Here is a 21,431-nt window from a genome sequence, read left to right on the forward strand (position 1 = left end):
GCATTCAACGTGTGTAGTCATCTTCCGGAGCGGCACATCATCGCGCGTGATGTTCGGGCACAGGTCCGTCCGGGCCTAAATACGGGTATGCGGCACTTTGGTGCCACACGGGACGCCTATAGTCGTGAGCGAGGTGGGGGAAGTCAATCACCCTGTTACCGCATTGTTACGATCAGGGTGTTACGGGCGTTACCGGGAGTGTGTAGCCGCCTGGAACGCCCGGTTCACAGGCGTTCCAGGCCGACGAATGGGCAGTCGTCGAGCAGTTGCGCGAGGGCGCGGCCATCGGCCAGGCGGAAGTCCCCCGGTACCAGTTCGGCCAGCGGGTACAGTACGAAAGGGCGAGCATGCATGTGGTAATGGGGCACTTTCAGGCGTGGCTCGTCGAGCACCTGGTCGCCGAACAGCAGGATATCCAGGTCCAGCGTACGTGGCCCCCAGCGCTCTGTGCGCACGCGGCCCTGGCCGTTTTCGATGGCCTGCAGCGCATCGAGCAGGGCCAGTGGCGCCAGGGCGGTGTCCACGGCAGCGACGGCGTTGGTGTAACGCGGCTGGCCGGGTAACAGCGAATCGCTGGTGTACAAGGCCGAGGCTGCCACCAGACGTGTGGCTTCAACCTGGTCGAGCGCCTGCAAGGCGCTGCGCAGCTGTTCGGCAGGTGCGTCCAGGTTGCTGCCCAGGCCTAGGTAGGCGCGCGTCTTCACTCGAACGCCTCGTCACCACTGCGCTTGCGTTTGCTGCCGCTGCGCTTGCGTTTGCGCGGGCCGGCTGCGCTACCTTCGTCACGGCTGCCCAGCTCACGAATCATCTCGCGACGCTCGCTGTCGTTGGCATCCTGGTAATCGGTCCACCACTGGCCCAGGTCGTCGGTTTCTTCTCCGGCACATTCACGCAGCAGCAGGAAGTCGTAACCGGCGCGGAAGCGCGGGTTGTCCAGCAGCATGTCGGCGCGCTTGCCACTGCGGCGAGGCAGGCGCTCCTGCATGTCCCAGATCTCGCGGATCGGCAGGGTGAAGCGCTTGGGAATGGCGATGCGCGCGCATTGCTCGGCGATCAGGTCGTGGGCTGCGCCATTCATGGCCGGAATCGGCGGCACGCCCTGGTTCTGCAAGTGCAGTACACGCGCCGGCAGGGCAGGCCACAGCAGTGCAGCGAACAGGAAGGCAGGCGTCACCGGTTTGCCTTGCTTCACTCGTAGGTCGGTGTTGTTCAGTGCCTGGCTGATCAGCGTGTGGGTGTAGGTTGGGCGCTCTTCCAGGGCGTGCGCACTGGCCGGGAACAAAGGTTCGAACAGCTCCAGGTCGACGAGCATTTCGAAGGCGATGGCGCCTTGGCCGGACAGGAACAGCTTGAGGCATTCTTCGAACAGGCGCGCCGGCGGGATTTCGCGCAGCAATGGCGCCAGTTCGCGGATCGGCTTGAATGTGTGCTTCTCGATACCGAAGTCCAGCTTGGCGGCGAAACGCACCGCGCGCAGCATGCGCACCGGGTCTTCCTGGTAGCGGTGGGTAGGGTCGCCGATCAGCCGCAGCAGGCGGTTGCGCACATCGTGCACGCCGTTGGCGTAGTCGAGGATGCGCTCGCTGACCGGGTCGTAGTACAGGGCATTGATGGTGAAGTCGCGGCGTTGCGCGTCTTCTTCAAGGGTGCCGTACACGTTGTCACGCAGGATACGACCACTGGCGTTATGCGACGAACGGTGGCTGTCACCCTGGTCTTCGTCCGAGTGGTGGGCGCGGAAAGTGGCGACTTCGATGATGTCACGGCCAAAATGCACGTGGACCAGCTTGAAGCGGCGACCAATGATGCGCGCGTTACGGAATTCGGCTCGGACCTGTTCGGGGGTGGCGCTGGTGGCGACGTCGAAGTCCTTCGGCGTAATGCCGAGCATCAGGTCGCGGACACAGCCACCGACCAGGTAAGCCTGGTAACCGGCACTTTGCAGGCGCTCGACAATGTTCACCGCATGGCGGCTGAACTGGTGGCGCTGCAGCGAGTGCTGGCTCTTGTTGATCACCTCAGGCGTGGTGCGCCTGTGGTGCTGGCCCGGTACGGGCGGGCGGAACGACTGGAACAGCTTCTTCAGCATGGGATGCACTGTTTGAAGGAATGTTCGGCCAAGAATAGGAGAATGGCCGCATGATGGGCGGGGATTCTAGCATTTACTCAGGGAATGGTGTAGGCGGGTAGCAGGATGCCTGCCAGGAAGACAGAAACGACAAGGGGAGCCTAAGCTCCCCAAGAAGTGTCGTTGCGTGCTCTTATTATTTTTTTGCTGGGCTTCTTGTTTTTGTTGAGTGCCCTGCCCACAAATCTCAAAGCTTGTGGACGACCCCCAAACCGGGGGTAAAGAGCAAACGGATTGCTTTGGCCGCTGATGTCACGTTGATCTGTCGATCCAACCAGTTCAGGCGCTGCTTTTTAGTGCAGTTTTTGTTGTTCTCTGCCTGGTCGTGGGGCAAGCCCCAAACACGCATCCTCTCCAAAAGAATCAGTTAGCTGCGCCTCCGCCGTCTTGTTTTTATTGTGCGTGAGCCGTTTCGTCTTGTTCTTATTTTAGATTCAGTGCTTGTTATTGTTTTTGTACTAAGCATATAGCAGGTGCCGTGCCAACTTTTGTAAATCCTTTAAAATCAAGGGCTTGAGAGGGTTTGGCGATTTCCGGTAGGTCCAAAATGGCGGGATTTCGTTACCGTACGCCTCGGGAACTGTTACGGCGGAAAGGTGGGGTAACAGATTTTTGGGGGGACTGAGGTGTTACCTGCGGTGTTCTCCGTCAAGCACTCAGCGCCTTCGAGATCGAGCGCCCGTGCGGCGCTCGATCTCGAAGGCGACATAAATGCTGTGCCGAACTCAATTACTCGCTGGTGGCGTTGCTCTTGCGCCGTGGAATGCCCAAGCGCTGACGGCGTTCCCACAGGCACTTGCGGCTGACGCCGAGCTTGCGTGCCAGTTCGGTCTCGGTCATGTGGTCCTGATGCTCGAGCACGAAATGCTGGAAGTAGTCCTCCAGCGACAGGTCTTCGGTCGGCTCGTGGCTGGCATTGTTGCCGCCAGAACTCGCTGCGACCAAGGCATTGTCGAGGAGGTCATCCTCTTCCAGGTCACTCAGCTCGATGTCGATACCCAGCAGGTCGGCGGAAATTTCTGCGCTCTCGCTAAGAATCACCGCCCGCTCCACGGCGTTTTCCAGCTCACGGACGTTACCTGGCCAGCTGTAGTGACGAATGGCCTGCTCGGCCTCGGCCGAGAAGTGCAGGTCGTCACGGCCGATGCGTGCGCGCTGGCGGGCGAGGAAGGCACTGGCAATCTCGTTCACGTCGCTGCCGCGCTCGCGCAGGGCCGGCAGCTTCAGGGCGATCACGTGCAGGCGGTAGTACAAGTCCTCACGGAACTGCCCAGCCTTGGCAAGGTTTTTCAGGTCGCGGTGGGTCGCTGCGATCAGGCGCACATCGACCTTTTGCGACTGCACCGAACCTACCCGTCGAATCTCGCCTTCCTGCAGGACACGCAGCAGGCGGGCCTGGGCTTCGAGCGGCAATTCGCCGATTTCATCGAGGAACAGCGTACCGCCGTCGGCAGCCTCCACCAGGCCGGCGCGACCCGCGCTGGCACCGGTAAACGCACCTTTTTCGTGGCCGAACAGTTCGGACTCGATCAGTGTTTCGGGAATGGCCGCACAGTTTACCGAGATCATCGGTGCCTTGGCCCGTCGGGACAGGTTGTGCAGGGCGCGGGCCACCAGCTCTTTACCGGTGCCCGACTCGCCCTGGATGAGCACGTTGGAGTCGGTGGGTGCGACCTTGCGTATCTTGCTGTACATGTCCTGCATGGGTGGGCACGAGCCAATGATGCCGATTTCGCCATTGGCCGCTGTGGCGCTACCTTTTTCGGCTGGGGCAGCCTTGCCATTGCTGACGCGTGGCTCGGCAGCCGGTGCAGCGGCCGGAGCGTTCTGGCGGTCGCGCAGGATGCGTGCCACGGCCTGCAGCATCTCGTCGTGGTCGAAGGGCTTGGCGATGTAGTCCACCGCGCCCATTTTCATCGAGTCCACCGCCGAGCGCAGGCTGGCGTAGCTGGTCATGATCAGCACCGGGGTGCCTTGGCCAAGCTTGATCAGCTCGGTGCCAGGCGCGCCTGGCAAGCGCAGGTCACTGACGATCAGGTCGAAGGTGGCAATGCTGAAGCGTTCCTGGGCTTCCTGCACCGAGCCGGCTTCGCTGACCTGGTACTGGTTCCGCTCAAGCAGACGACGCAAGGCCGAGCGGATGATGGTTTCGTCTTCGACGATCAGAATATGCGGCATTGATTCAATTCTCTCGACGGTCTCGAATTTCAGGGGACGTCGCTACGACATGCCGGGGCAGGGTCACGCGGATCCGGGTGCCACGTTGCCGTTCGATATCGGCCGGGCTGTCGATGGTGATTTGCCCATAATGCTCTTCCACGATGGAATAGACCAGAGCGAGCCCCAGTCCGGTTCCTTCGCCCGGGTCCTTGGTGGTGAAGAACGGTTCGAACAGGCGGTCCATGATGTTCTTCGGGATCCCGCTGCCCTCGTCCTCGACGATGAGGTCGACGGTGTGCTCGCTGGCTTCGCTGCGCACACGCACGGCACTGCCGGGCGGCGAGGCATCGCGGGCATTGGAAAGCAGGTTGATCAGCACCTGGGCCAGGCGCTGCGGGTCCCCTTCGGCCCAGTGGTCCGGGTCGCAGAGGTTGAAGAACTGTACTTCGAAATTGCGCCGGTTCAACGCCAGCAGACCGATGGCGTCCTGTGCCACTTCGGCCAGGCACACGGGTTCTTCGCTGTTCTGGACGCTACCGCCGGCATGGGCGAAGCTCATCAGCGACTGGACGATTCGCGACACGCGCTTGGTCTGTTCGAGGATCTGGCTGGACAACTCGGTGATCTCGCCATCGCCTTCGCGTTCTTCGCGCAGGTTCTGCGCCAGGCAGGCGATGCCGGTGATGGGGTTGCCGATTTCGTGGGCCACGCCCGCAGCCAGGCGGCCAATGCTGGCCAGGCGCTCGGAATGCACCAGTTTGTCTTCCAGCGCCTGAGTTTCGGTAAGGTCTTCCACCAGCAGTACCAAGCCACTGTTACCCGGGGCCAGCGGCTCGTCGATCGCCGCTTTGTGCAGGTTCAGCCAGCGCGGTTGGCCGTCCAGGGCCAGGCGCTGCTTGTGCAGGTGCTCGTCGGGCACATTGATGAAGCCTTGCAGCAGGCCGCGCCAGGGTTCGCCGATGGTCACCAGGCGTGAGCCGACCACGTGCTTGGCGGCAATGCCGGTGAGCTCTTCCATGGCCTTGTTCCACATGAGGATTTCCTGGTCCTTGGCCAGTGAGCAGACACCCATGGGCAACTCTTGCAGGGTCTGCCGATGGTAACGGCGCAAGGCATCCAGTTCGGCAGCCAGGCCGGTCAGGCGCGAGTGGTAGTCTTCCAGGCGGCTTTCGATGAAGTGGATGTCCTCGGTCACGTAGTTTTCGTTACCGGACTTGTACGGCAGGAAGGTTTCGACCATGTCCTGGGCCACGCTTGGCCCCATCAGGCCCGACAGGTTGGCCTCGATTCGGTCGCGCAGGCGGCGCAGGGCATAGGGGCGGCGCTCGTCGAACGGCAGGTACAGGTCACGCAGGGCCTGCTCCACTTCTTTTTGCGCAGCCTTGGCACCCAGCGGTTTGGCCAGCTGGGTAGCGAATTCCTGCGGAGAGGCAGCGTGCAGTTCCCGGCGTTGCGGGCGGCGCACGTTGTCCACCGCGCAGGCTTCGGCGGCGCTGACCTCTTCGCTGCTGGCGTTGGTGAACAGCGAGATGAGGGTGAACAGCAGCACGTTGGCCGCCAGCGAAGCAATGGCCGCCATGTGCCAGCTGGTATCGTCCAGCACATAGATCATGTCCAGCAGCGGGATGTAGAAACCCTGCAGGTTGCCCAGCAGCGGCAGCAGCATGGTTACCATCCAGACCAGGGTACCGGCCAGCAGCCCGGCGATGAAGCCGCGGCGGTTGGCGGTTGGCCAGTACAGCACCGACAGTACCCCTGGCAGGAACTGCAATGTCGCCACGAAGGCGACGATACCCAGATTGGCCAGGCTCTGGTGGTTGTTCTGAGTCAGGTAGAACATGAACCCGGCGGTAATGATGGCAACGATCAGCGCCCGACGGGTCCATTTCAGCCAGCGGTAGATATTGCCCTCGGCCGGTGGTTGGTACAGCGGCAGTACCAAGTGGTTGAGGGCCATCCCCGACAGGGCCAGGGTGGTGACGATGATCAACCCGCTGGCGGCGGACAGGCCGCCGATATAAGCCAGCAGCGCCAGAGCCTGGTTGTTCGCGGCAATGCCCAGGCCCAAGGTGAAGTACTCGGGGTTGGTGCTGGCGCCCAGGCGCAGGCCGGCCCACAGCACCAGCGGTACCGCCAGGCTCATCAGCAGCAGGAACAGCGGCAGGCCCCAGCTGGCGCTGACCAGCGAGCGCGGGTTGAGGTTTTCGGTGAAGGCCATGTGGTACATGTGCGGCATGACGATGGCCGAGGCGAAGAACACCAGCAGCAGGGTGCGCCATGGGCCTTCCTGCAGCGGAGTGTGCAGGGCTGCCAGGGCGGTCTGGTTCTGCAGCAGCCAGACTTCCAGCTCGTGTGGGCCGCCGAACACGCCGTATAGCGCATACAGGCCAATGCCACCCAGTGCCAGCAGCTTGATTACCGACTCGAAGGCGATGGCGAATACCAGGCCTTCATGCTTTTCGCGCGTGGCGATGTGCCGCGAGCCGAAGAAAATGGTGAACAGGATGATCAGTGTACAGAAGGCAAATGCCACCCGGGCCTTGACTGGCTCACCGGTGAGGATGCTGATCGAGTCGGCCACCGCCTGAATCTGCAGGGCGAGCAGCGGCAGCACGCCGATCAGCATGATGATGGTGGTCAAAGCCCCGGCCCAGGTGCTGCGAAAACGGAACGCCAGCAGGTCGGCCAGTGATGAAAGCTGGTAGGTGCGGGTGATCTTCAGGATCGGGTACAGCAGCACCGGTGCCAGCAGGAACGCGCCGGACACCCCCAGGTAACAGGCGAGGAAGCCGTAGCCGTACTGGTAGGCCAGGCCCACCGAGCCATAGAAAGCCCAGGCACTGGCATACACGCCCAGCGACAGGGTGTAGGTAAGTGGGTGGCGAATGATTGCGCGCGGGATCAGCCCACGCTCGCTGATCCAGGCCACGCCGAACAGCACCATGAGGTACCCGGCGCTGATCAGGATCATCTGGGTCAGACTAAAGCTCATCGGCATCTCGTTGGCTCTGCAGGATAAAGGTGACGACGATCAGGATCAGCCAGAGCAGGTAGGGGCGGTACCAGGCTCCGGTCGGTTCGATCCACCAGTCCATGATGGCCGGGGAGAACAGGTAGATCCCCACGACCAAAAGCAGGACCAAACGATAGATGTACATGCTGGCCTCGATGGTTGGGCGCTGCGGGCTTGAACTTATTATTGGCGCAAATGGCAGGGGGGATGCTAGCGGGAATCCACAGCGTTCGCCAAGGGTTTGAATTTAATGGGCTTTTGTGTTCAGGGAGCCTTTGCCTGTGGCGGCCCCTTCGCGAGCATGCCCGCGAAGGCGCCGGTAAAGGTTCAGCGCAAATCAGCTTCTGGCACCGTGGTCCGCTGCGCGATGGCATCCGGCCGCCATTGGGTGCGCGCTACTGCCAGCACTTCAGCCGGTGTAGCCAGCAGGAGTTCCGGGTCTGTTTCCTGCCCCAGCGCCCGCAATGCCCGCAACAGCAGCGGTGTAGCATGCTCCGCCTGCAGTGGCGGCGAGCGGTACGATTTGCCCAGCTTGTGCCCATCCGGCTGCACGATCAGCGGTATATGCAGGTAGCGTGGTTGCGAAAAGCCCAGCAGCTCCTGCAGGTATAGCTGGCGCGGGGTGTTGTCGAGCAGGTCGGCGCCGCGCACGATGTCGGTAACACCTTGCCACGCATCGTCCAGCACCACCGCTAGCTGGTATGCATAAAGCCCGTCGCGCCGCTGGATGACGAAATCGCCCACTTCACGGCCCAGGTGTTGCTGATATTCCCCCTGCACCCGATCGGTAAAACGATAGATAAGCTCCGGCACCCGCAAGCGGATCGCCGCGCCTTCACGGGCATGCCCGGCGTTACGGCACAAGCCTGGGTAGATGCCGTTGTAGCCCTCCAACTGCTTGCGCGAGCAGGTGCAGGCGTAGGCCAGGCCCATGTTGAACAGGCGGTCGACTACTGCGGCATAGGCATCGTGGCGCTGGCTCTGGAACACAACCTCGCCATCCCACGCCAGGCCGTAGCGCTCGAGCGTCTGCAGGATCGCATCCCGGGCACCGGGCATTTCACGGGGTGGGTCGGTGTCTTCCATGCGCAGCAGCCAGCGGCCATTGACGGCGCGGGCATCAAGCCAGGAGGCGAGGGCGGCCACCAGCGAGCCAAAGTGCAGGAAACCGCTGGGGGTGGGGGCGAAACGCCCGATGTAGCTGGAGTGGGTCATGGTCTGGCTGGGCATATAAATGAAACGGGGCGCATGATGCGCCCCGTTCAGGTGGAAGAAAGATCAGCCTTTGCCGACCGTTTTTTCCTTTTTCTCGGCGATTTCCTTGCAGTCGAAGCACAGGTCGGCGGTTGGGCGGGCTTCGAGGCGGCGCAGGCCGATTTCGATACCGCACGATTCGCACCAGCCGTAATCTTCGTCCTGGATCTTCTGCAGGGTCTTGTCGATTTTCTTGATCAGCTTGCGCTCGCGGTCACGGTTGCGCAGCTCCAGAGCAAATTCTTCTTCCTGGCTGGCACGGTCGGCCGGGTCAGGGAAGTTCGCAGCTTCATCCTTCATGTGGTCTACAGTGCGATCCACACTTTGCATGAGCTCGCCTTTCCAGGCATTGAGAAGCTTGGTGAAGTGCTTCTTCATGGGCTCGCCCATGTACTCTTCGCCCTTGGTCTCTTTATAGGGCTCGACACCGTACATGGTTTGACCGGTTTTTTGCTTTTCTACGGTGGACATGAATAGACCGCCTCTCACTCATCTGATCCAATGCGCAGGATGCTCCATCCCCGGCGACCGCCGGCCCTGCGACTGCGAGCCGCCGAACTTACCAGATAGATCGGGGGTGCGCTACCCCGCCCGATCCTGCTTGTTGACATCGGCGCGAGCCGTACGTTCGTTGGCGTGCAGAGGTAGAATCTCCAGTTTAGACCCAATTGAGAGAAGGTCATGGCCCACCCCTACAGTGCGCGCAGCCGCGCCATCGAACCCTTCCACGTCATGGCGCTGCTGGCCAGGGCCAATGAGCTGCAAGCTGCCGGGCACGACGTGATCCACCTGGAAATCGGCGAGCCGGACTTCACTACGGCCGCGCCGATCGTCGCCGCCGGCCAGGCCGCGCTGGCGGCCGGGCACACGCGCTACACCGCAGCACGAGGCCTGCCGGCCCTGCGCGAGGCGATCGCGGGCTTTTATGAGCAGCGCTATGGCCTGGGCATCGACCCGGAGCGCATTCTGATTACCCCGGGTGGCTCTGGCGCGCTGCTGCTGGCCAGCAGCCTGCTGGTCGACCCGGGCAAGCACTGGCTGCTGGCCGACCCGGGTTACCCGTGCAATCGCCACTTCCTGCGCCTGGTCGAGGGCGGGGCGCAACTGGTACCGGTGGGCCCGGAGGTGAATTACCAGCTGACCGCCGACCTGGTCGAGCGCCACTGGGACCAGGATACCGTCGGTGCTCTGGTCGCTTCGCCTGCCAACCCAACCGGCACCGTACTGGGCCGTGACGCGCTGGCCAGCCTTGCCAAGGCCACCCACGAGCGCCATGGCCACTTGGTAGTGGACGAGATTTACCATGGCCTGACCTATGGCATGGATGCGCCGAGCGTGCTGGAAGTCGATGACTCGGCGTTTGTCCTGAATAGTTTTTCCAAGTATTTCGGCATGACCGGTTGGCGGCTGGGCTGGCTGGTGGCGCCCCCGGGTGCAGTGGCCGACCTGGAAAAGCTGGCCCAGAACCTGTACATCAGTGCACCGAGCATGGCCCAACATGCCGCGCTGGCGTGTTTCCAGCCGGAAACCCTGGCCATTTTGGAGCAACGCCGCGCCGAGTTCGCCCGCCGCCGCGACTACCTGTTGCCTGCCCTGCGCGAACTGGGCTTTGGCATTGCCGTCGAGCCACAGGGTGCGTTTTACCTGTACGCCGATATCAGTGCTTTTGGCGGTGATGCGTTCGCCTTCTGCCGGCACTTCCTCGAGACCGAGCACCTGGCCTTCACCCCAGGCCTGGACTTCGGGCGCCACCTGGCCGGGCATCATGTGCGCTTTGCCTACACTCAGAGCCTGCCGCGCCTGGAAGAAGCGGTACAGCGAATTGCCCGGGGCCTGCGGAGTTGGCAAGGCTGATGCGTTTTTCTCCCGATCTTGAGCAAGGCCGCCTGCTGCGCCGCTACAAACGTTTTCTCGCTGATATCGAATTGGCCAGCGGCGAGCTGATGACCATCCACTGCCCGAATACCGGCTCCATGCTCAACTGCATGCGTGAAGGCGGGCAGGTATGGTTCAGCCGCACCAACGACCCCAAGCGTAAGCTGCCGGGCACCTGGGAAATCAGCGAAACCCCGCAGGGCCGGCTGGCGTGCGTGAATACGGGTCGGGCCAATGCCTTGGTCGAAGAGGCCTTGCGCGCTGGCACTATCGCCGAGCTGGCCGGGTTTACCGCGCTCAAGCGTGAAGTGGCCTATGGCGAGGAGGGCAGCCGCATCGACTTCCGCCTGGAGTTCGATGGCGCCCCGGCCTATGTCGAGGTCAAGAGCGTTACCCTGGGTTACCCCGACAGCACTGTTGCAGCGTTCCCCGATGCGGTGACCCAGCGCGGCGCCAAGCACCTGCGCGAGTTGGCGTCGTTGGCCCGGCAGGGTGTGCGAGCCGTGCAGTTGTATTGCGTGAACCTGACCGGCGTCGACGCCGTGCGCCCGGCGGCAGAAATCGACGCGGTCTATGCCCAGGCGTTGCGCGCCGCAGTGGCCGATGGCGTCGAGGTGCTGGCCTATGGCACGCGCCTGGACGCCGAGGGCATCGTCATCGACCGCCGCCTGCCCGTGCTGCTCAACCCTTGAACCAGATGCCGTGGCTGTCCTCGTGGCAGCCAATGGCCTGAAGTTGCTCGCCCTCGCAGGGGCCGGCCACGCATTCGCCGCTTTCGATCAGGAACAACGCGCCGTGGTGGGCGCAGTGGATGAGGCTGGCGCTGTCATCGAGAAACGCATCTTCTGCCCAGTTCAACGGGATACCCTTGTGCGGGCAGCGGTTGCGGTACAGGTACACCTGGCCCTGGCGGCGCACGCCGAACAGTTCGAGGCCGTCTACGCTGAAGGCGCGGCTGTGGCCTTCGGCCAGGCTGTGTGAAGTACAGAGGAAGTGCATGGCAAGGACGACTCGTGAAACAGATGATGGCTTGACGCGTCAATGCGAATAATTATCAAATTGCCCGCATTCGCTGCGCCCGGCTGCCTATGGTGCGCAGTTCCGCCGCCCGCCACAAGGCGCGCGGCCCGCCTTCAGAAGGAACCCGATGATGCGCCGTCCCGCCGCTTTGCTCGCCCTGTGTGCAAGCCTTGTGCTCTCTACCCAGGCCCTGGCGGCCGAGCTGCCGCAACGCTGGGTCAGTGCCGGTGGCGCACTGAGCGAGTGGATCGCCGCGCTGGGCGGTGAAGCACGCCTGGTTGGCGTGGACACCACCAGCCAGCACCCGGCCTCATTGAAATCACTGCCCAGCGTGGGTTACCAGCGCCAACTGTCGGCCGAAGGCATTCTCAGCCTGCGCCCGGATGTGCTGGTGGGCACAGATGAAATGGGCCCGCCACCGGTACTGGCGCAAATCCGCAAGGCGGGCGTGCGGGTGGAATTGTTCTCCAGCAAGGCCGAGTTGGCGGCGGTGGATGAGAACCTCAAGCATCTAGGGCAGTTGCTTGGCGCTCAAGAACAGGCTTCGTCTTTGGCGGCCGGTTACCACCAGCAGATTGAAGCCGTGCAGGCCAAGGTCAAGCAGGCCCAGGCCGGGCACAAGGCGCCGGGGGTGTTGCTGTTGGTCGGGCATGCCGGGGCCAAGCCGCTGATCGCCGGGCAGGGCACCGCGGGTGACTGGCTGCTGGACCAGGCAGGTGGGCGCAACCTGGCGGAGCATCAGGGCTACAAGCATTTTTCCAACGAAGCATTGGCAGCGCTGGACCCGGATGTAATCGTGTTCTCCGACCGGGCGTTGGCGGATGAACAGGCTTTGCAGGCGCTGCTGAAAGAAAACCCGGCGCTGGCCGCTTCGCGTGCCGTGCGGGAAACACGCCTGGTGTCACTCGACCCGACACTGCTGGTCGGTGGGCTCGGCCCACGCCTGCCGGCGACCTTGCGATCGCTGGCAAATGCGTTCTACCCGGCAGCCAGGGTCAGCTTCGCACAATGAAACAGCGGGTACAGCCACGAACGTTGTTCATTTGCTTGAGCCTGCTGTGCCTGTTGGCGGTGTGGCTGTCACTGGCGTTAGGGCCGGTCAGTTTGCCGCTGTTCGATACCCTGCGCGCCGGCTTGCGGCTGTTGGGCTTGCCCATCGCCGCCGACGGGCTGCAACAGGCCGAGATGATTCTTGGCCAGATCCGCCTGCCGCGTACCTTGCTGGGGCTGGCAGTGGGCGCGGTGCTGGCGCTGTCCGGCGTGGCCATGCAGGGGTTGTTCCGCAACCCGCTGGCCGACCCTGGCCTGGTCGGGGTGGCCGCTGGTGCGGCGATGGGGGCCGCGGTCGCTATTGTCGGCGGTGCCTGGTTTGGCGGCATGCCGGAAGTTTTCGCACCCTACCTGCTGTCGTTCTGCGCGTTCGTCGGCGGGCTAGGTGTAACCGCGCTGGTCTACCGCCTTGGGCGTCGTGATGGGCAGACCAACGTCGCCACCATGCTGCTGGCTGGCGTAGCGATGACCGCGCTGGGCGGCGCGGCCGTGGGGTTGTTCTCCTACCTGGCCGACGACGCCACCCTGCGCACGCTTACCTTCTGGAACCTGGGCAGCCTCAATGGCGCCAGTTATGAACGGCTATGGCCATTGTTGCTGGTCGCGGCGGGCGTTGCAGTGTGGTTGCCGCGCCGGGCCAAGGCGCTGAATGTGCTGCTGCTGGGGGAGTCCGAAGCGCGTCACCTGGGGGTCGATGTGGAGCGGCTCAAACGTGAGTTGGTGTTTTGCACAGCGCTGGGCGTGGGCGCTGCTGTGGCGGCTGCCGGGCTGATTGGCTTCATTGGCCTGGTAGTGCCGCACCTGGTGCGCCTGCTGGCCGGGCCGGATCACCGCGTGGTACTGCCAGCCTCGCTACTGGCCGGGGGCGTACTGATGTTGTTTGCCGACCTGGCGGCGCGGTTGCTGCTGGCACCGGCCGAACTGCCGATCGGGATCGTCACGGCCTTTATCGGTGCGCCGTTCTTTCTGTTCCTGCTGATGCGAGGGCGCAGTTGATGTTGCAAGTCGAGGGTCTGCATCTGCGGCGGGGAAACAATGAGGTATTGCAGGACATTCACCTCGCGTTGCACCCAGGGCAGGTTGTGGGTGTGCTTGGCCCCAACGGGGCGGGCAAGAGCAGCCTGCTGGGCGTGCTTTGCGGTGAGTTGGCGCCCGATCGTGGGCAGGTGACATTGCAAGGCCGCCCGCTGCTTGACTGGGCAGGGCAGGAACGGGCCAAGCGCCTGGCGGTGCTGCCCCAGGTGTCCAGCCTGGGCTTTGCATTCAGGGTCGAGGAAGTGGTAGCCATGGGGCGCATGCCTCATGGCACCGGGCAGCGACGCGATGCAGAAATTGTCGAAGCGGCCTTGCAGGCGGCGGATGCCTGGCATCTGCTGGAACGCAGTTACCTGGCGTTGTCCGGCGGCGAGCGACAGCGGGTCCACCTGGCCCGTGTACTGGCGCAGTTGTGGCCGGGAGAGGAGAGCTCGACGTTGCTGCTTGACGAGCCCACCTCGATGCTCGACCCGCTGCACCAGCACACCACCCTGGAGGCGGTGCGCCGCTTTGCCGACCGTGGTGCTGCGGTGCTGGTGATCCTGCATGACCTGAACCTGGCGGCGCGCTACTGTGACCGTATCCTGTTGCTGGAACAGGGGCGCTGTCATGCGTTTGCCGCACCTGAAGACGTGTTGACACCGGCGGCGCTGAAGGCTGTTTACGGGATCGATGTGCTGGTGCAGGCGCACCCGGAGCGGGGGCACCCGCTGATCATCACCCGTTGAGGCTGGCGCGCCTGCTGGGAACCGTGCAGGTCATCAATGGAGGAAATGCCAATGCGACACCCGCTGCTGTCCGGTTTTTCGCTGTGCCTGCTGCTGGCGCTGGGCGGCTGCCAGGCCAGCCTGCCCCCGCTGCCTGCCTGGCAGAGTAGTGAAGGGCGCACCGATGCCGAACTGGGGCATATTGTCGATCTTGCCAACGGGCAGGTAATCAGCCCTGAAAAACTGGTGCAGCGCCTGGCTGTCGTCCCGCGAGTGCTGGTCGGCGAAAAGCACGACAACCCCGACCATCACACGCTGCAACTGTGGTTGCTGCGCGCCCTGAATAGCCAGCGTACCCAAGGCAGCCTGTTGCTTGAAATGCTGCAACCTGAACAACAGCCGCTGGTGGAAACGCTCGCGGGGCAGCCTTTGCCGGCAGACTTGCCCAAGGCGCTGGCCTGGCAGGAGGGTTGGGATTGGCAGTTGTACGGGCCGATCGTGCGTGAAGCCCTGCACCAGCAGGTACCCCTGCTGGCCGCCAACCTTTCGCCAGGCGAGATGCGCCAGGCTTATCGGCAACCGGTGCCGTTGCCGGGCGAAAAGTCCAATGCTGCGAACGTGAAAGCGATCTTGCTGGAGCAGGTGCGCGCCGGGCATTGCGGGATGCTGCCAGAAAGCCAGTTACCAGCGATGCTGGCCGTGCAACAGCAGCGTGACCGACGCATGGCCGAGCGCTTGTTGGCGGCGCCGCTACCGGCGTTGCTGTTTGCCGGGGCCTACCACGTGCGCAAGGACCTGGGGGTGCCGTTGCACCTGAGTGATCTGGGCGCGCAGGGTGAGAGCAAGGTGCTGTTGCTGGCTGAAGTGGGTGAACGGGTTGAAGCAGGGCAAGCCGACTACGTGTGGTACACCGCGGCGATGCCGGAGCAGGATTACTGCGCTCAACTGAAGCGATAAGACGTACCGAACGCCAGGCAAAAAAAAGACCCGGCAAATTGCCGGGTCAATAACCGTGATTAGCCTGATGAGGAGATAATCTGAGAGTCCGAACCAGGGGCTCTTAGGTTATCCAACCAGTCTCGCGACCAGTTGTGATAATCATAACAATTCTCATTTAGCCGTCAATCCCCTTTTCTCGATTATTTTGGATTTTTTTGTGCAGGGCTTTTTGCATCCAGCTGTTGGTTGAGCGCTTCTTTGCGTTCGAGGGGCAAATCGTTCCAGTGCATGTCCAGCAGGGCGCCCTCAATGGCATACAACAGCACCTTCGATGCGCGAAACCCTCGTGTCTTCACGGCCTGGTATGCACCCACCGCGCCCAGGCGACGCAAATCCGATGCACTGTGGATGCCGGCTGCATGCAGCCACTGCGCAGAGGTCTTGCCAAGGTTCTTCAGATGCTGCAATTCATCGTTCATCGAGCCTCCTTGCGATGGCTGAACGGGTCATGGGGAGATAAATCGCGAGCAGGTCAGAGAGGAGTGTAGCGGGGGTTATGAAATGCGCGGCCTTTTGCCATCGGGGCGATGAGCTGCCGCTCACTGTGCCGACCCCTTCGCGGGTTAGCCCACTCTCACAAACTGGTCTACAAGCCTCAAGGTTGGCGTAGTACCTGTGGGAGCGGGTTTATCCGCGAAGCGGCCAGTACAGGGAAACGATGAACTTACAGGCCTGGCAAACGCTGGCGAATCTGCTCGATCACCTGGTCCATGCTGCCAGCAGTCTGGGTGTCGACCGGGGTGCTCTGCACCAGCTCCTGTGCATCCAGCGCCTCGCGGCTGGCCTGTTGGGCCTTGACCACGTCCAGGGTAGCGTCCGACGGGTCGCTGTTCTCGGCCTGGCGCTGCTCGAGCCAACTGGCGATCACTGCATCCGGCGCGTGGCAGTCGAGAATCAGGAATGGCACTCCAGTCTGGCTGGCGACGTCTGCTGCGGCCTGGCGCTGCTCCCGCTTGAGGTAGGTGGCATCCAGTACCACCGGGAAGCCAGCCTGCAGCACGGTTGCGGCTATTTCGTGCAGGCGCTGGTAGGTAGCGGCGCTGGCGTCCTGGTCGTAGATGCCAGTGCTCAAGTGGCCAGCGTCGGCTTGCTGCTGTTCGCCGAACAGGCGCTTGCGCTCAACGTCCGAACGCACGCGCACCGCACCCAGGGCCTCGACCATGCGCATGGCCACGTGGCTTTTGCCCACCGCCGAAACGCCGTGGGTGATGGCCAGCAGGCGCGACGGTATGGCGCTGTAGCTCTCCGCCAGATTGGCATAGTTGCGGTAGGTGCGCAGGGTGGTGGCACGCTGCACGCCATCGGCATTGGCCGGCATGCTGAACAGCGCGACCTTGGCCCGTACCAGGGCCCGGTAGGCTTTGTAGAAGTTGAGCACTTCCAGGCCTTCATAATCGCCGGTCAGCTCGAGGTACTGGCTGATGAAACGGCGTGCCAGGCACTTGAGGCCTCGATCCTCCAGGTCCATGGCAAGGAAGCCGGTGTCGGCCCAGACATCGGTCATGCGGAACGGTTCGTTGAACTCGATGCAGTCGAAGATCACCACCTGGCCGTTGATCAGGGTAGCGTTGCCCAGGTGGATGTCGCCGTGGCACTCGCGGGTGAAGCCATTGGCCTTGCGCGAGGCGAACAAGCCTTGCAGCCGCTCGAAACTGCTTCGCGCCCAAGCCTGCAGGTTGTCCAGTTGCAGCAGGTCGGCCTTGTCGCTGAGGAATGGGCGGATCTGCTCGAAGTTCTGCTCGACCGGGGCCATGACGCTTTCAGGCGAACCGTAGGGCTGCTCGGCAGATACCTTGGGGGTTTGCAGGTGGAACTCGGCGATCTGCCGGGCCATCTGGTCGATGTGCGTGGCATTCAACTCGCCATTGGCCTGCAGGGTGCTGAGCATCTGCCCCTGCGGGAACTGGCGCATCTTCAATGCATATTCGATGGCTTCGCCTTCGCCACCAAGCTGCGGCGTGTCGGCGCTACCGGTGATCGGCAATACGTCCAGGTAGAGGCCTTCGGTCAGGCGCTGGTTCAGGCGCAACTCTTCGTTACAGAAATGCTGGCGCTGGCCCAGTTCGGTGAAGTCGAGGAAGCCGAAGTTCATCGGTTTCTTGATCTTGTAGGCGTACTCGCCAGTGAGCAGGACCCAGGAGATATGCGTCTCGATGAGCTGGAACCCATCCACGGGGTGGGGGTACAGGGCTGGGTTCTGCAACGCAGTGATAAGAGCTTGGCTCACGGCAAATCCTTCCGGGGGCAGGGAATTCGAATGCGCCATTATGGTCAATGGTGCCGTCCCTGCCTACCGCCGGGCCGTCTGCCCAGCCTTTATAAAGTGCGTATAATCCGCCGCCATGACCCGAACCCGAAATTCCCGTACTCCTCAGAAACGCCCGACCGGCCGCTCCCGCGCCTGGCTGGGCTGGGCTTTGAAGCTCAGCCTGGTAGGCTTGGTGATCGTTGCCGGCTTCGCGGTTTACCTCGATGCTGTCGTGCAGGAGAAGTTCTCCGGCAAGCGCTGGACCATCCCTGCCAAGGTGTATGCCCGGCCGCTGGAGCTGTTCACCGGCCAGAAGCTGAGCAAGAACGACTTCCTCACCGAACTCGATGCGCTCGGTTACCGCCGCGAAAGCGCGGCCAACGGCCCAGGTGCTGCATCGGTCAGCGGCAATACCGTCGACCTCAATACCCGTGGCTTCCAGTTCTACGAGGGCATGGAACCGGCGCAGTTCGTGCGAGTGCGGTTCTCTGGCGATTACGTGGCCGGCCTTTCCGGGGCGAATGGCAAGGCGCTCGACGTGGTGCGCCTGGAGCCGCTGATGATCGGCGGCATTTACCCGAAAAACCTTGAAGACCGCATTCTGATCAAGATCGACCAGGTGCCCAAGTACCTGCTCGAAACCCTGGTGGCCACGGAAGACCGTGACTTCTACAGCCACCACGGCGTGTCGCCCAAGTCCATCGCCCGCGCCATGTGGGTCAACACCTCGTCGGGCTCGATGCGCCAGGGCGGCAGTACCCTCACCCAGCAGTTGGTGAAGAACTTCTACCTCAGCAGCGAGCGCAGCCTCAGCCGCAAGCTGACCGAGGCCATGATGGCGATGCTGCTCGAGCTGCATTACGACAAGCGCGAAATCCTTGAGGCCTACCTCAACGAGGTGTTCGTCGGCCAGGACGGCCAGCGTGCCGTGCACGGTTTCGGCCTGGCCAGCCAGTTCTTCTTCAGCCAGCCACTATCGGAGCTGAAACTGCACCAGATCGCCCTGCTGGTGGGCATGGTCAAAGGCCCGTCCTACTACAACCCTCGGCGTTACCCTGATCGCGCCCTGGCGCGCCGCAACCTGGTACTCGACCTGGTGGCCGAGCAGGGTGTGGCCAGCCAGGCCGAAGTCGATGCAGCGAAGAAAATGCCGCTGGGCGTGACCAAGCGCGGCAGCCTGGCCGACAGTTCGTTCCCGGCCTTCCTCGACCTGGTCAAGCGTCAGCTGCGCCAGGACTACCGCGATGAAGACTTGACCGAAGAAGGCCTGCGCATCTTCACCAGCTTCGACCCGATCCTGCAGATGAAGGCCGAAACCTCGATGAGCGAGACCTTCAAGCGCCTGGCAGGTCGCAAGGGCGCTGACGAGGTGGAATCGGCAATGGTCGTGACCAACCCGGAAACCGGCGAGGTTCAGGCGCTGATCGGTAGCCGCCAGGCGGGCTTTGCAGGCTTCAACCGGGCGATCGATGCGTCGCGGCCGATTGGCTCGCTGGTCAAGCCGGCTGTGTATTTGACCGCGCTGGAGCAGCCGAGCAAGTACACCCTGACCAGCTGGGTGCAGGATGAGCCGTTCTCGGTCAAAGGTGGCGATGGCCAGGTGTGGCGCCCGCAAAACTATGACCGCCGCCCGCATGGCACCATCTACCTGTACCAAGGGCTGGCCAACTCCTACAACCTGTCGACCGCCAAGATCGGCCTGGAAGTGGGCGTGCCTAACGTCATCAAGACCATCGGTCGGCTGGGGGTGAATGTCGACTGGCCAGCCTTCCCGGCCATGCTGCTGGGCGCCGGTGGCATGTCGCCGATGCAGGTCGCGACCATGTACCAGACCATCGCCAATGGCGGCTTCAATACGCCAATGCGCGGTATTCGCAGCGTGCTGACTGCCGAAGGCGAGCCGCTCAAGCGCTACCCGTTCCAGATCCAGCAAACCTTCGACCCGGGCGCCATCTACCTGGTGCAGAACGCCATGCAGCGGGTGATGCGTGAGGGTACCGGGCGCTCGGTGTACAACACTTTGCCGCGCTCGCTGACTTTGGCGGGCAAGACCGGCACCAGTAACGACTCCCGCGACAGCTGGTTCTCCGGCTTCAGCCAGGACCTGCTGGCGGTGGTGTGGATGGGCCGTGACGATAACGGCAAGACGCCGTTTACCGGTGCCACTGGTGCCTTGCAGGTGTGGACCAGCTTCATGAAGAAAGCCGACCCGCTGCCGCTGGACATGCCGCAGCCGGACAACGTGGTGCAGGCCTGGATCGACCCCTACAGTGGCCATGGGTCTGACGGTAGCTGTCCGGGAGCGGTGCAGATGCCGTATATTCGCGGCAGTGAACCGCCCGCCGGCGCCACCTGTGGCGGCGAGCAGAATCCAGCCGAATCGGTCATGGACTGGGTCAAGGGCTGGATGAATTAAGCACAGGCTGCATTGATGAGGTGTGAAGTGAACAAGTGGCTGTTTCCTGCCGTGACGGCGCTGGCTGTGCTCCAGGGGTGCTCCAGCGTCCCGCGCGGCAATATTCCGGTGGTCGATTCGAGCACCCGCGTGTCCAATAGCGAGCGTGTCCAGGCCCGTGCCCCGGTCGCCGGCATGAATAACGGCACCGCCCAGGCGCAGTCCCTGCCAGAAGATTCCGGTGTCACCGTGATGATTCCGCAGGGCGCTGGCGCTGCAGGCATCCAGACCTTCCCGGCAGCCAATGGCGCGGCACCGATCAGCACGTCGCCGATCACTCCAGGCCCGATTACCCCGGGCCCGGCAACTTCGGCGCCGATGACCACCGACCCGAACCCCGTTTCCGATGAACCGTTCGACATCGCTGCGATGAATGGCTCTTCGCCAAGCAGCAGTGCGCCAACCGGCATTCCGCGCAGTGGCACTGCTGCGGGGGGGCTGTCGGCTGATGAGCAACTCGATGGCCCGGTGCTGGCACTGCTGACCACCGCGCAAACCCAGCAGGGCAGCGGTGACTTCAACGGCGCCGCCTCCAGCCTGGAACGTGCCCAGCGGATCGCACCGCGCGAACCGCAGGTGCTGTACCGCCTGGCCCAGGTGCGCCTGTCGCAAGGGGATGCGCCGCAGGCCGAGCAGCTGGCGCGCCGTGCGCTGACGTATGCCAACGGCCGCCCGAGCCTGCAGGCCGAGCTGTGGAATACCATCGCCCAGGCCCGCGAAAAGCAGGGTGACAGCGCTGGCGCCGCACTGGCCCGCCAAAAGGCGCGGGTCAATTCGTGATGATCGAGCAACGTATTCTTGATATTGCCGACCACCTGCTGCTGATCGAGCGTGAGTTGCAGGTGCAAGGCTGGTGGGATGCCGAGCCGCCAAGCGACGAAGCGCTGGCCAGTACCATTCCGTTCGCCGTTGATACCCTGCGGTTCGAGCAATGGCTGCAATGGATCTTCCTGCAGCGCATGAAGATCATCATCGAACTCGGTCAGCCGCTGCCCAACGCCTCCAGCATCCTGGTCATGGCTGAAACGGTGTTTGCCGACCGGCCGGAGCAAAGTCGTGAGCTACGCCGCCTGTTGGCAGCTTTTGACCAATTGATCGCTCCTTCCGCCTGATTTCTTCAGTTTTTCCTTCAAGGGCCGCAGATTGTGGCCCTTTTTTATGGAAATCTTATTAATTCTGCTGCTGAAGCGATTTTTAGTGGTGGCGGGAATTCATCTTGGGGAAAAATTGGCAATAATTTTTCTTGACTTGTTGGCGCCGAATCACAAGAATCCAACTTCCGCTTTAGAGGGACTGCCAGAAGCAGACCCGCTAGGCAGATCATGAGGCGCACACCCGCGCCGACCTGTTACACCCCGCAACGCGTTACCTCGCGCTGGGTGGGAAAACCCCGCAACACTCAGGGGTGCTCCCAATACTTGCTCAGTCAGTGCTGACGTTCGCTCATGCTCTGCTTGGCAGTAAACCTATTAAGACCCGCCTAGTGA

At 62.8% G+C, this 21,431-nt stretch carries 19 protein-coding genes; 9 read left to right on the forward strand and 10 right to left on the reverse strand.

Annotation, left to right across the window (positions count from 1 at the left end):
• Positions 1-224: 224 nt before the first annotated feature.
• The 7 genes from folK to dksA form a co-directional block, all read right to left on the reverse strand.
• A complete protein-coding gene (gene folK, locus DMX11_RS20465; protein WP_110746186.1) occupies positions 225-704 on the reverse strand; it encodes a 2-amino-4-hydroxy-6-hydroxymethyldihydropteridine diphosphokinase in 480 nt (159 codons plus the stop codon).
• Positions 701-2,089, reverse strand: coding sequence for a polynucleotide adenylyltransferase PcnB (locus tag DMX11_RS20470; RefSeq protein ID WP_110746189.1), 1,389 nt, complete (start codon positions 2,087-2,089; stop codon positions 701-703). The genes folK and DMX11_RS20470 overlap by 4 nt, the downstream gene beginning before the upstream one ends.
• 768 nt (positions 2,090-2,857) lie before the next feature.
• Entirely contained in the window at positions 2,858-4,306 is a 1,449-nt protein-coding gene (locus DMX11_RS20475; protein WP_110746192.1) for a sigma-54 dependent transcriptional regulator, read from the reverse strand.
• Positions 4,307-4,310: 4 nt separating this feature from the next.
• Positions 4,311-7,286 (reverse strand): sensor histidine kinase, encoded by a 2,976-nt coding sequence (locus DMX11_RS20480; RefSeq protein WP_177410769.1) that lies wholly within the window; start codon positions 7,284-7,286, stop codon positions 4,311-4,313.
• Positions 7,270-7,446 (reverse strand): hypothetical protein, encoded by a 177-nt coding sequence (locus DMX11_RS20485; protein WP_003250005.1) that lies wholly within the window; start codon positions 7,444-7,446, stop codon positions 7,270-7,272. The genes DMX11_RS20480 and DMX11_RS20485 overlap by 17 nt, the downstream gene beginning before the upstream one ends.
• 182 nt (positions 7,447-7,628) lie before the next feature.
• Positions 7,629-8,516 (reverse strand): tRNA glutamyl-Q(34) synthetase GluQRS, encoded by an 888-nt coding sequence (gene gluQRS, locus DMX11_RS20490; protein WP_177410770.1) that lies wholly within the window; start codon positions 8,514-8,516, stop codon positions 7,629-7,631.
• A gap of 63 nt (positions 8,517-8,579) precedes the next feature.
• Positions 8,580-9,026 (reverse strand): RNA polymerase-binding protein DksA, encoded by a 447-nt coding sequence (dksA, locus tag DMX11_RS20495; protein ID WP_016501618.1) that lies wholly within the window; start codon positions 9,024-9,026, stop codon positions 8,580-8,582.
• A gap of 210 nt (positions 9,027-9,236) precedes the next feature.
• Between dksA and DMX11_RS20500 the strand changes: the two genes are divergently transcribed.
• Complete coding sequence (locus DMX11_RS20500) at positions 9,237-10,409, forward strand: pyridoxal phosphate-dependent aminotransferase (RefSeq protein ID WP_110746198.1); 1,173 nt, start codon at positions 9,237-9,239, stop codon at positions 10,407-10,409.
• On the forward strand, positions 10,409-11,122 hold the full coding sequence (gene sfsA, locus DMX11_RS20505; protein WP_110746200.1) for a DNA/RNA nuclease SfsA: 714 nt from the start codon (positions 10,409-10,411) through the stop codon (positions 11,120-11,122). Before DMX11_RS20500 ends, sfsA begins: the two co-directional genes overlap by 1 nt.
• Here the strand turns inward: sfsA and DMX11_RS20510 are convergent.
• Complete coding sequence (locus DMX11_RS20510; RefSeq protein WP_110746203.1) at positions 11,112-11,429, reverse strand: Rieske (2Fe-2S) protein; 318 nt, start codon at positions 11,427-11,429, stop codon at positions 11,112-11,114. The genes sfsA and DMX11_RS20510 overlap by 11 nt on opposite strands.
• A gap of 148 nt (positions 11,430-11,577) precedes the next feature.
• On the opposite strand from DMX11_RS20510, the gene DMX11_RS20515 reads away from it, so the two are divergent.
• The 4 genes from DMX11_RS20515 to DMX11_RS20530 are packed head-to-tail and all read left to right on the forward strand — an operon-like array spanning position 11,578 to position 15,199.
• Positions 11,578-12,462: a hemin ABC transporter substrate-binding protein gene (locus tag DMX11_RS20515; protein WP_110746205.1), complete on the forward strand. Its 885-nt coding sequence runs from the start codon at positions 11,578-11,580 to the stop codon at positions 12,460-12,462.
• Positions 12,463-12,512: 50 nt separating this feature from the next.
• Positions 12,513-13,496, forward strand: a complete 984-nt coding sequence (locus tag DMX11_RS20520) for an iron ABC transporter permease (RefSeq protein WP_177410771.1) — start codon at positions 12,513-12,515, stop codon at positions 13,494-13,496.
• On the forward strand, positions 13,496-14,263 hold the full coding sequence (locus DMX11_RS20525) for a heme ABC transporter ATP-binding protein (protein ID WP_110746211.1): 768 nt from the start codon (positions 13,496-13,498) through the stop codon (positions 14,261-14,263). The genes DMX11_RS20520 and DMX11_RS20525 overlap by 1 nt, the downstream gene beginning before the upstream one ends.
• A gap of 51 nt (positions 14,264-14,314) precedes the next feature.
• Positions 14,315-15,199: a ChaN family lipoprotein gene (locus DMX11_RS20530; RefSeq protein ID WP_110746214.1), complete on the forward strand. Its 885-nt coding sequence runs from the start codon at positions 14,315-14,317 to the stop codon at positions 15,197-15,199.
• A 182-nt stretch (positions 15,200-15,381) separates the two neighbouring features.
• On the opposite strand, the gene DMX11_RS20535 is transcribed toward DMX11_RS20530, so the two are convergent.
• Together DMX11_RS20535 and DMX11_RS20540 are read right to left on the reverse strand one after the other, a co-directional pair.
• A complete protein-coding gene (locus DMX11_RS20535) occupies positions 15,382-15,660 on the reverse strand; it encodes a TfoX/Sxy family protein (protein WP_110746216.1) in 279 nt (92 codons plus the stop codon).
• Positions 15,661-15,905: 245 nt separating this feature from the next.
• Positions 15,906-17,468 carry a bifunctional aminoglycoside phosphotransferase/ATP-binding protein gene (locus tag DMX11_RS20540; protein WP_110746219.1) on the reverse strand — a complete coding sequence of 521 codons (1,563 nt, stop codon included), beginning with the start codon at positions 17,466-17,468 and terminating at the stop codon, positions 15,906-15,908.
• 115 nt (positions 17,469-17,583) lie between these two features.
• On the opposite strand from DMX11_RS20540, the gene mrcB reads away from it, so the two are divergent.
• From mrcB to DMX11_RS20555, 3 genes are read left to right on the forward strand one after another with little or no spacing between them, the layout of a single operon-like run.
• Positions 17,584-19,905 carry a penicillin-binding protein 1B gene (gene mrcB / locus DMX11_RS20545; RefSeq protein ID WP_110746221.1) on the forward strand — a complete coding sequence of 774 codons (2,322 nt, stop codon included), beginning with the start codon at positions 17,584-17,586 and terminating at the stop codon, positions 19,903-19,905.
• A gap of 15 nt (positions 19,906-19,920) precedes the next feature.
• Positions 19,921-20,724 (forward strand): tetratricopeptide repeat protein, encoded by an 804-nt coding sequence (locus tag DMX11_RS20550; RefSeq protein ID WP_110746223.1) that lies wholly within the window; start codon positions 19,921-19,923, stop codon positions 20,722-20,724.
• Positions 20,724-21,056, forward strand: coding sequence for a YqcC family protein (locus tag DMX11_RS20555; RefSeq protein ID WP_110746225.1), 333 nt, complete (start codon positions 20,724-20,726; stop codon positions 21,054-21,056). The genes DMX11_RS20550 and DMX11_RS20555 overlap by 1 nt, the downstream gene beginning before the upstream one ends.
• The last annotated feature ends 375 nt before the right edge of the window (positions 21,057-21,431 follow it).

The organism is Pseudomonas sp. LB-090624 (assembly GCF_003205205.1).
GTDB lineage: Bacteria > Pseudomonadota > Gammaproteobacteria > Pseudomonadales > Pseudomonadaceae > Aquipseudomonas.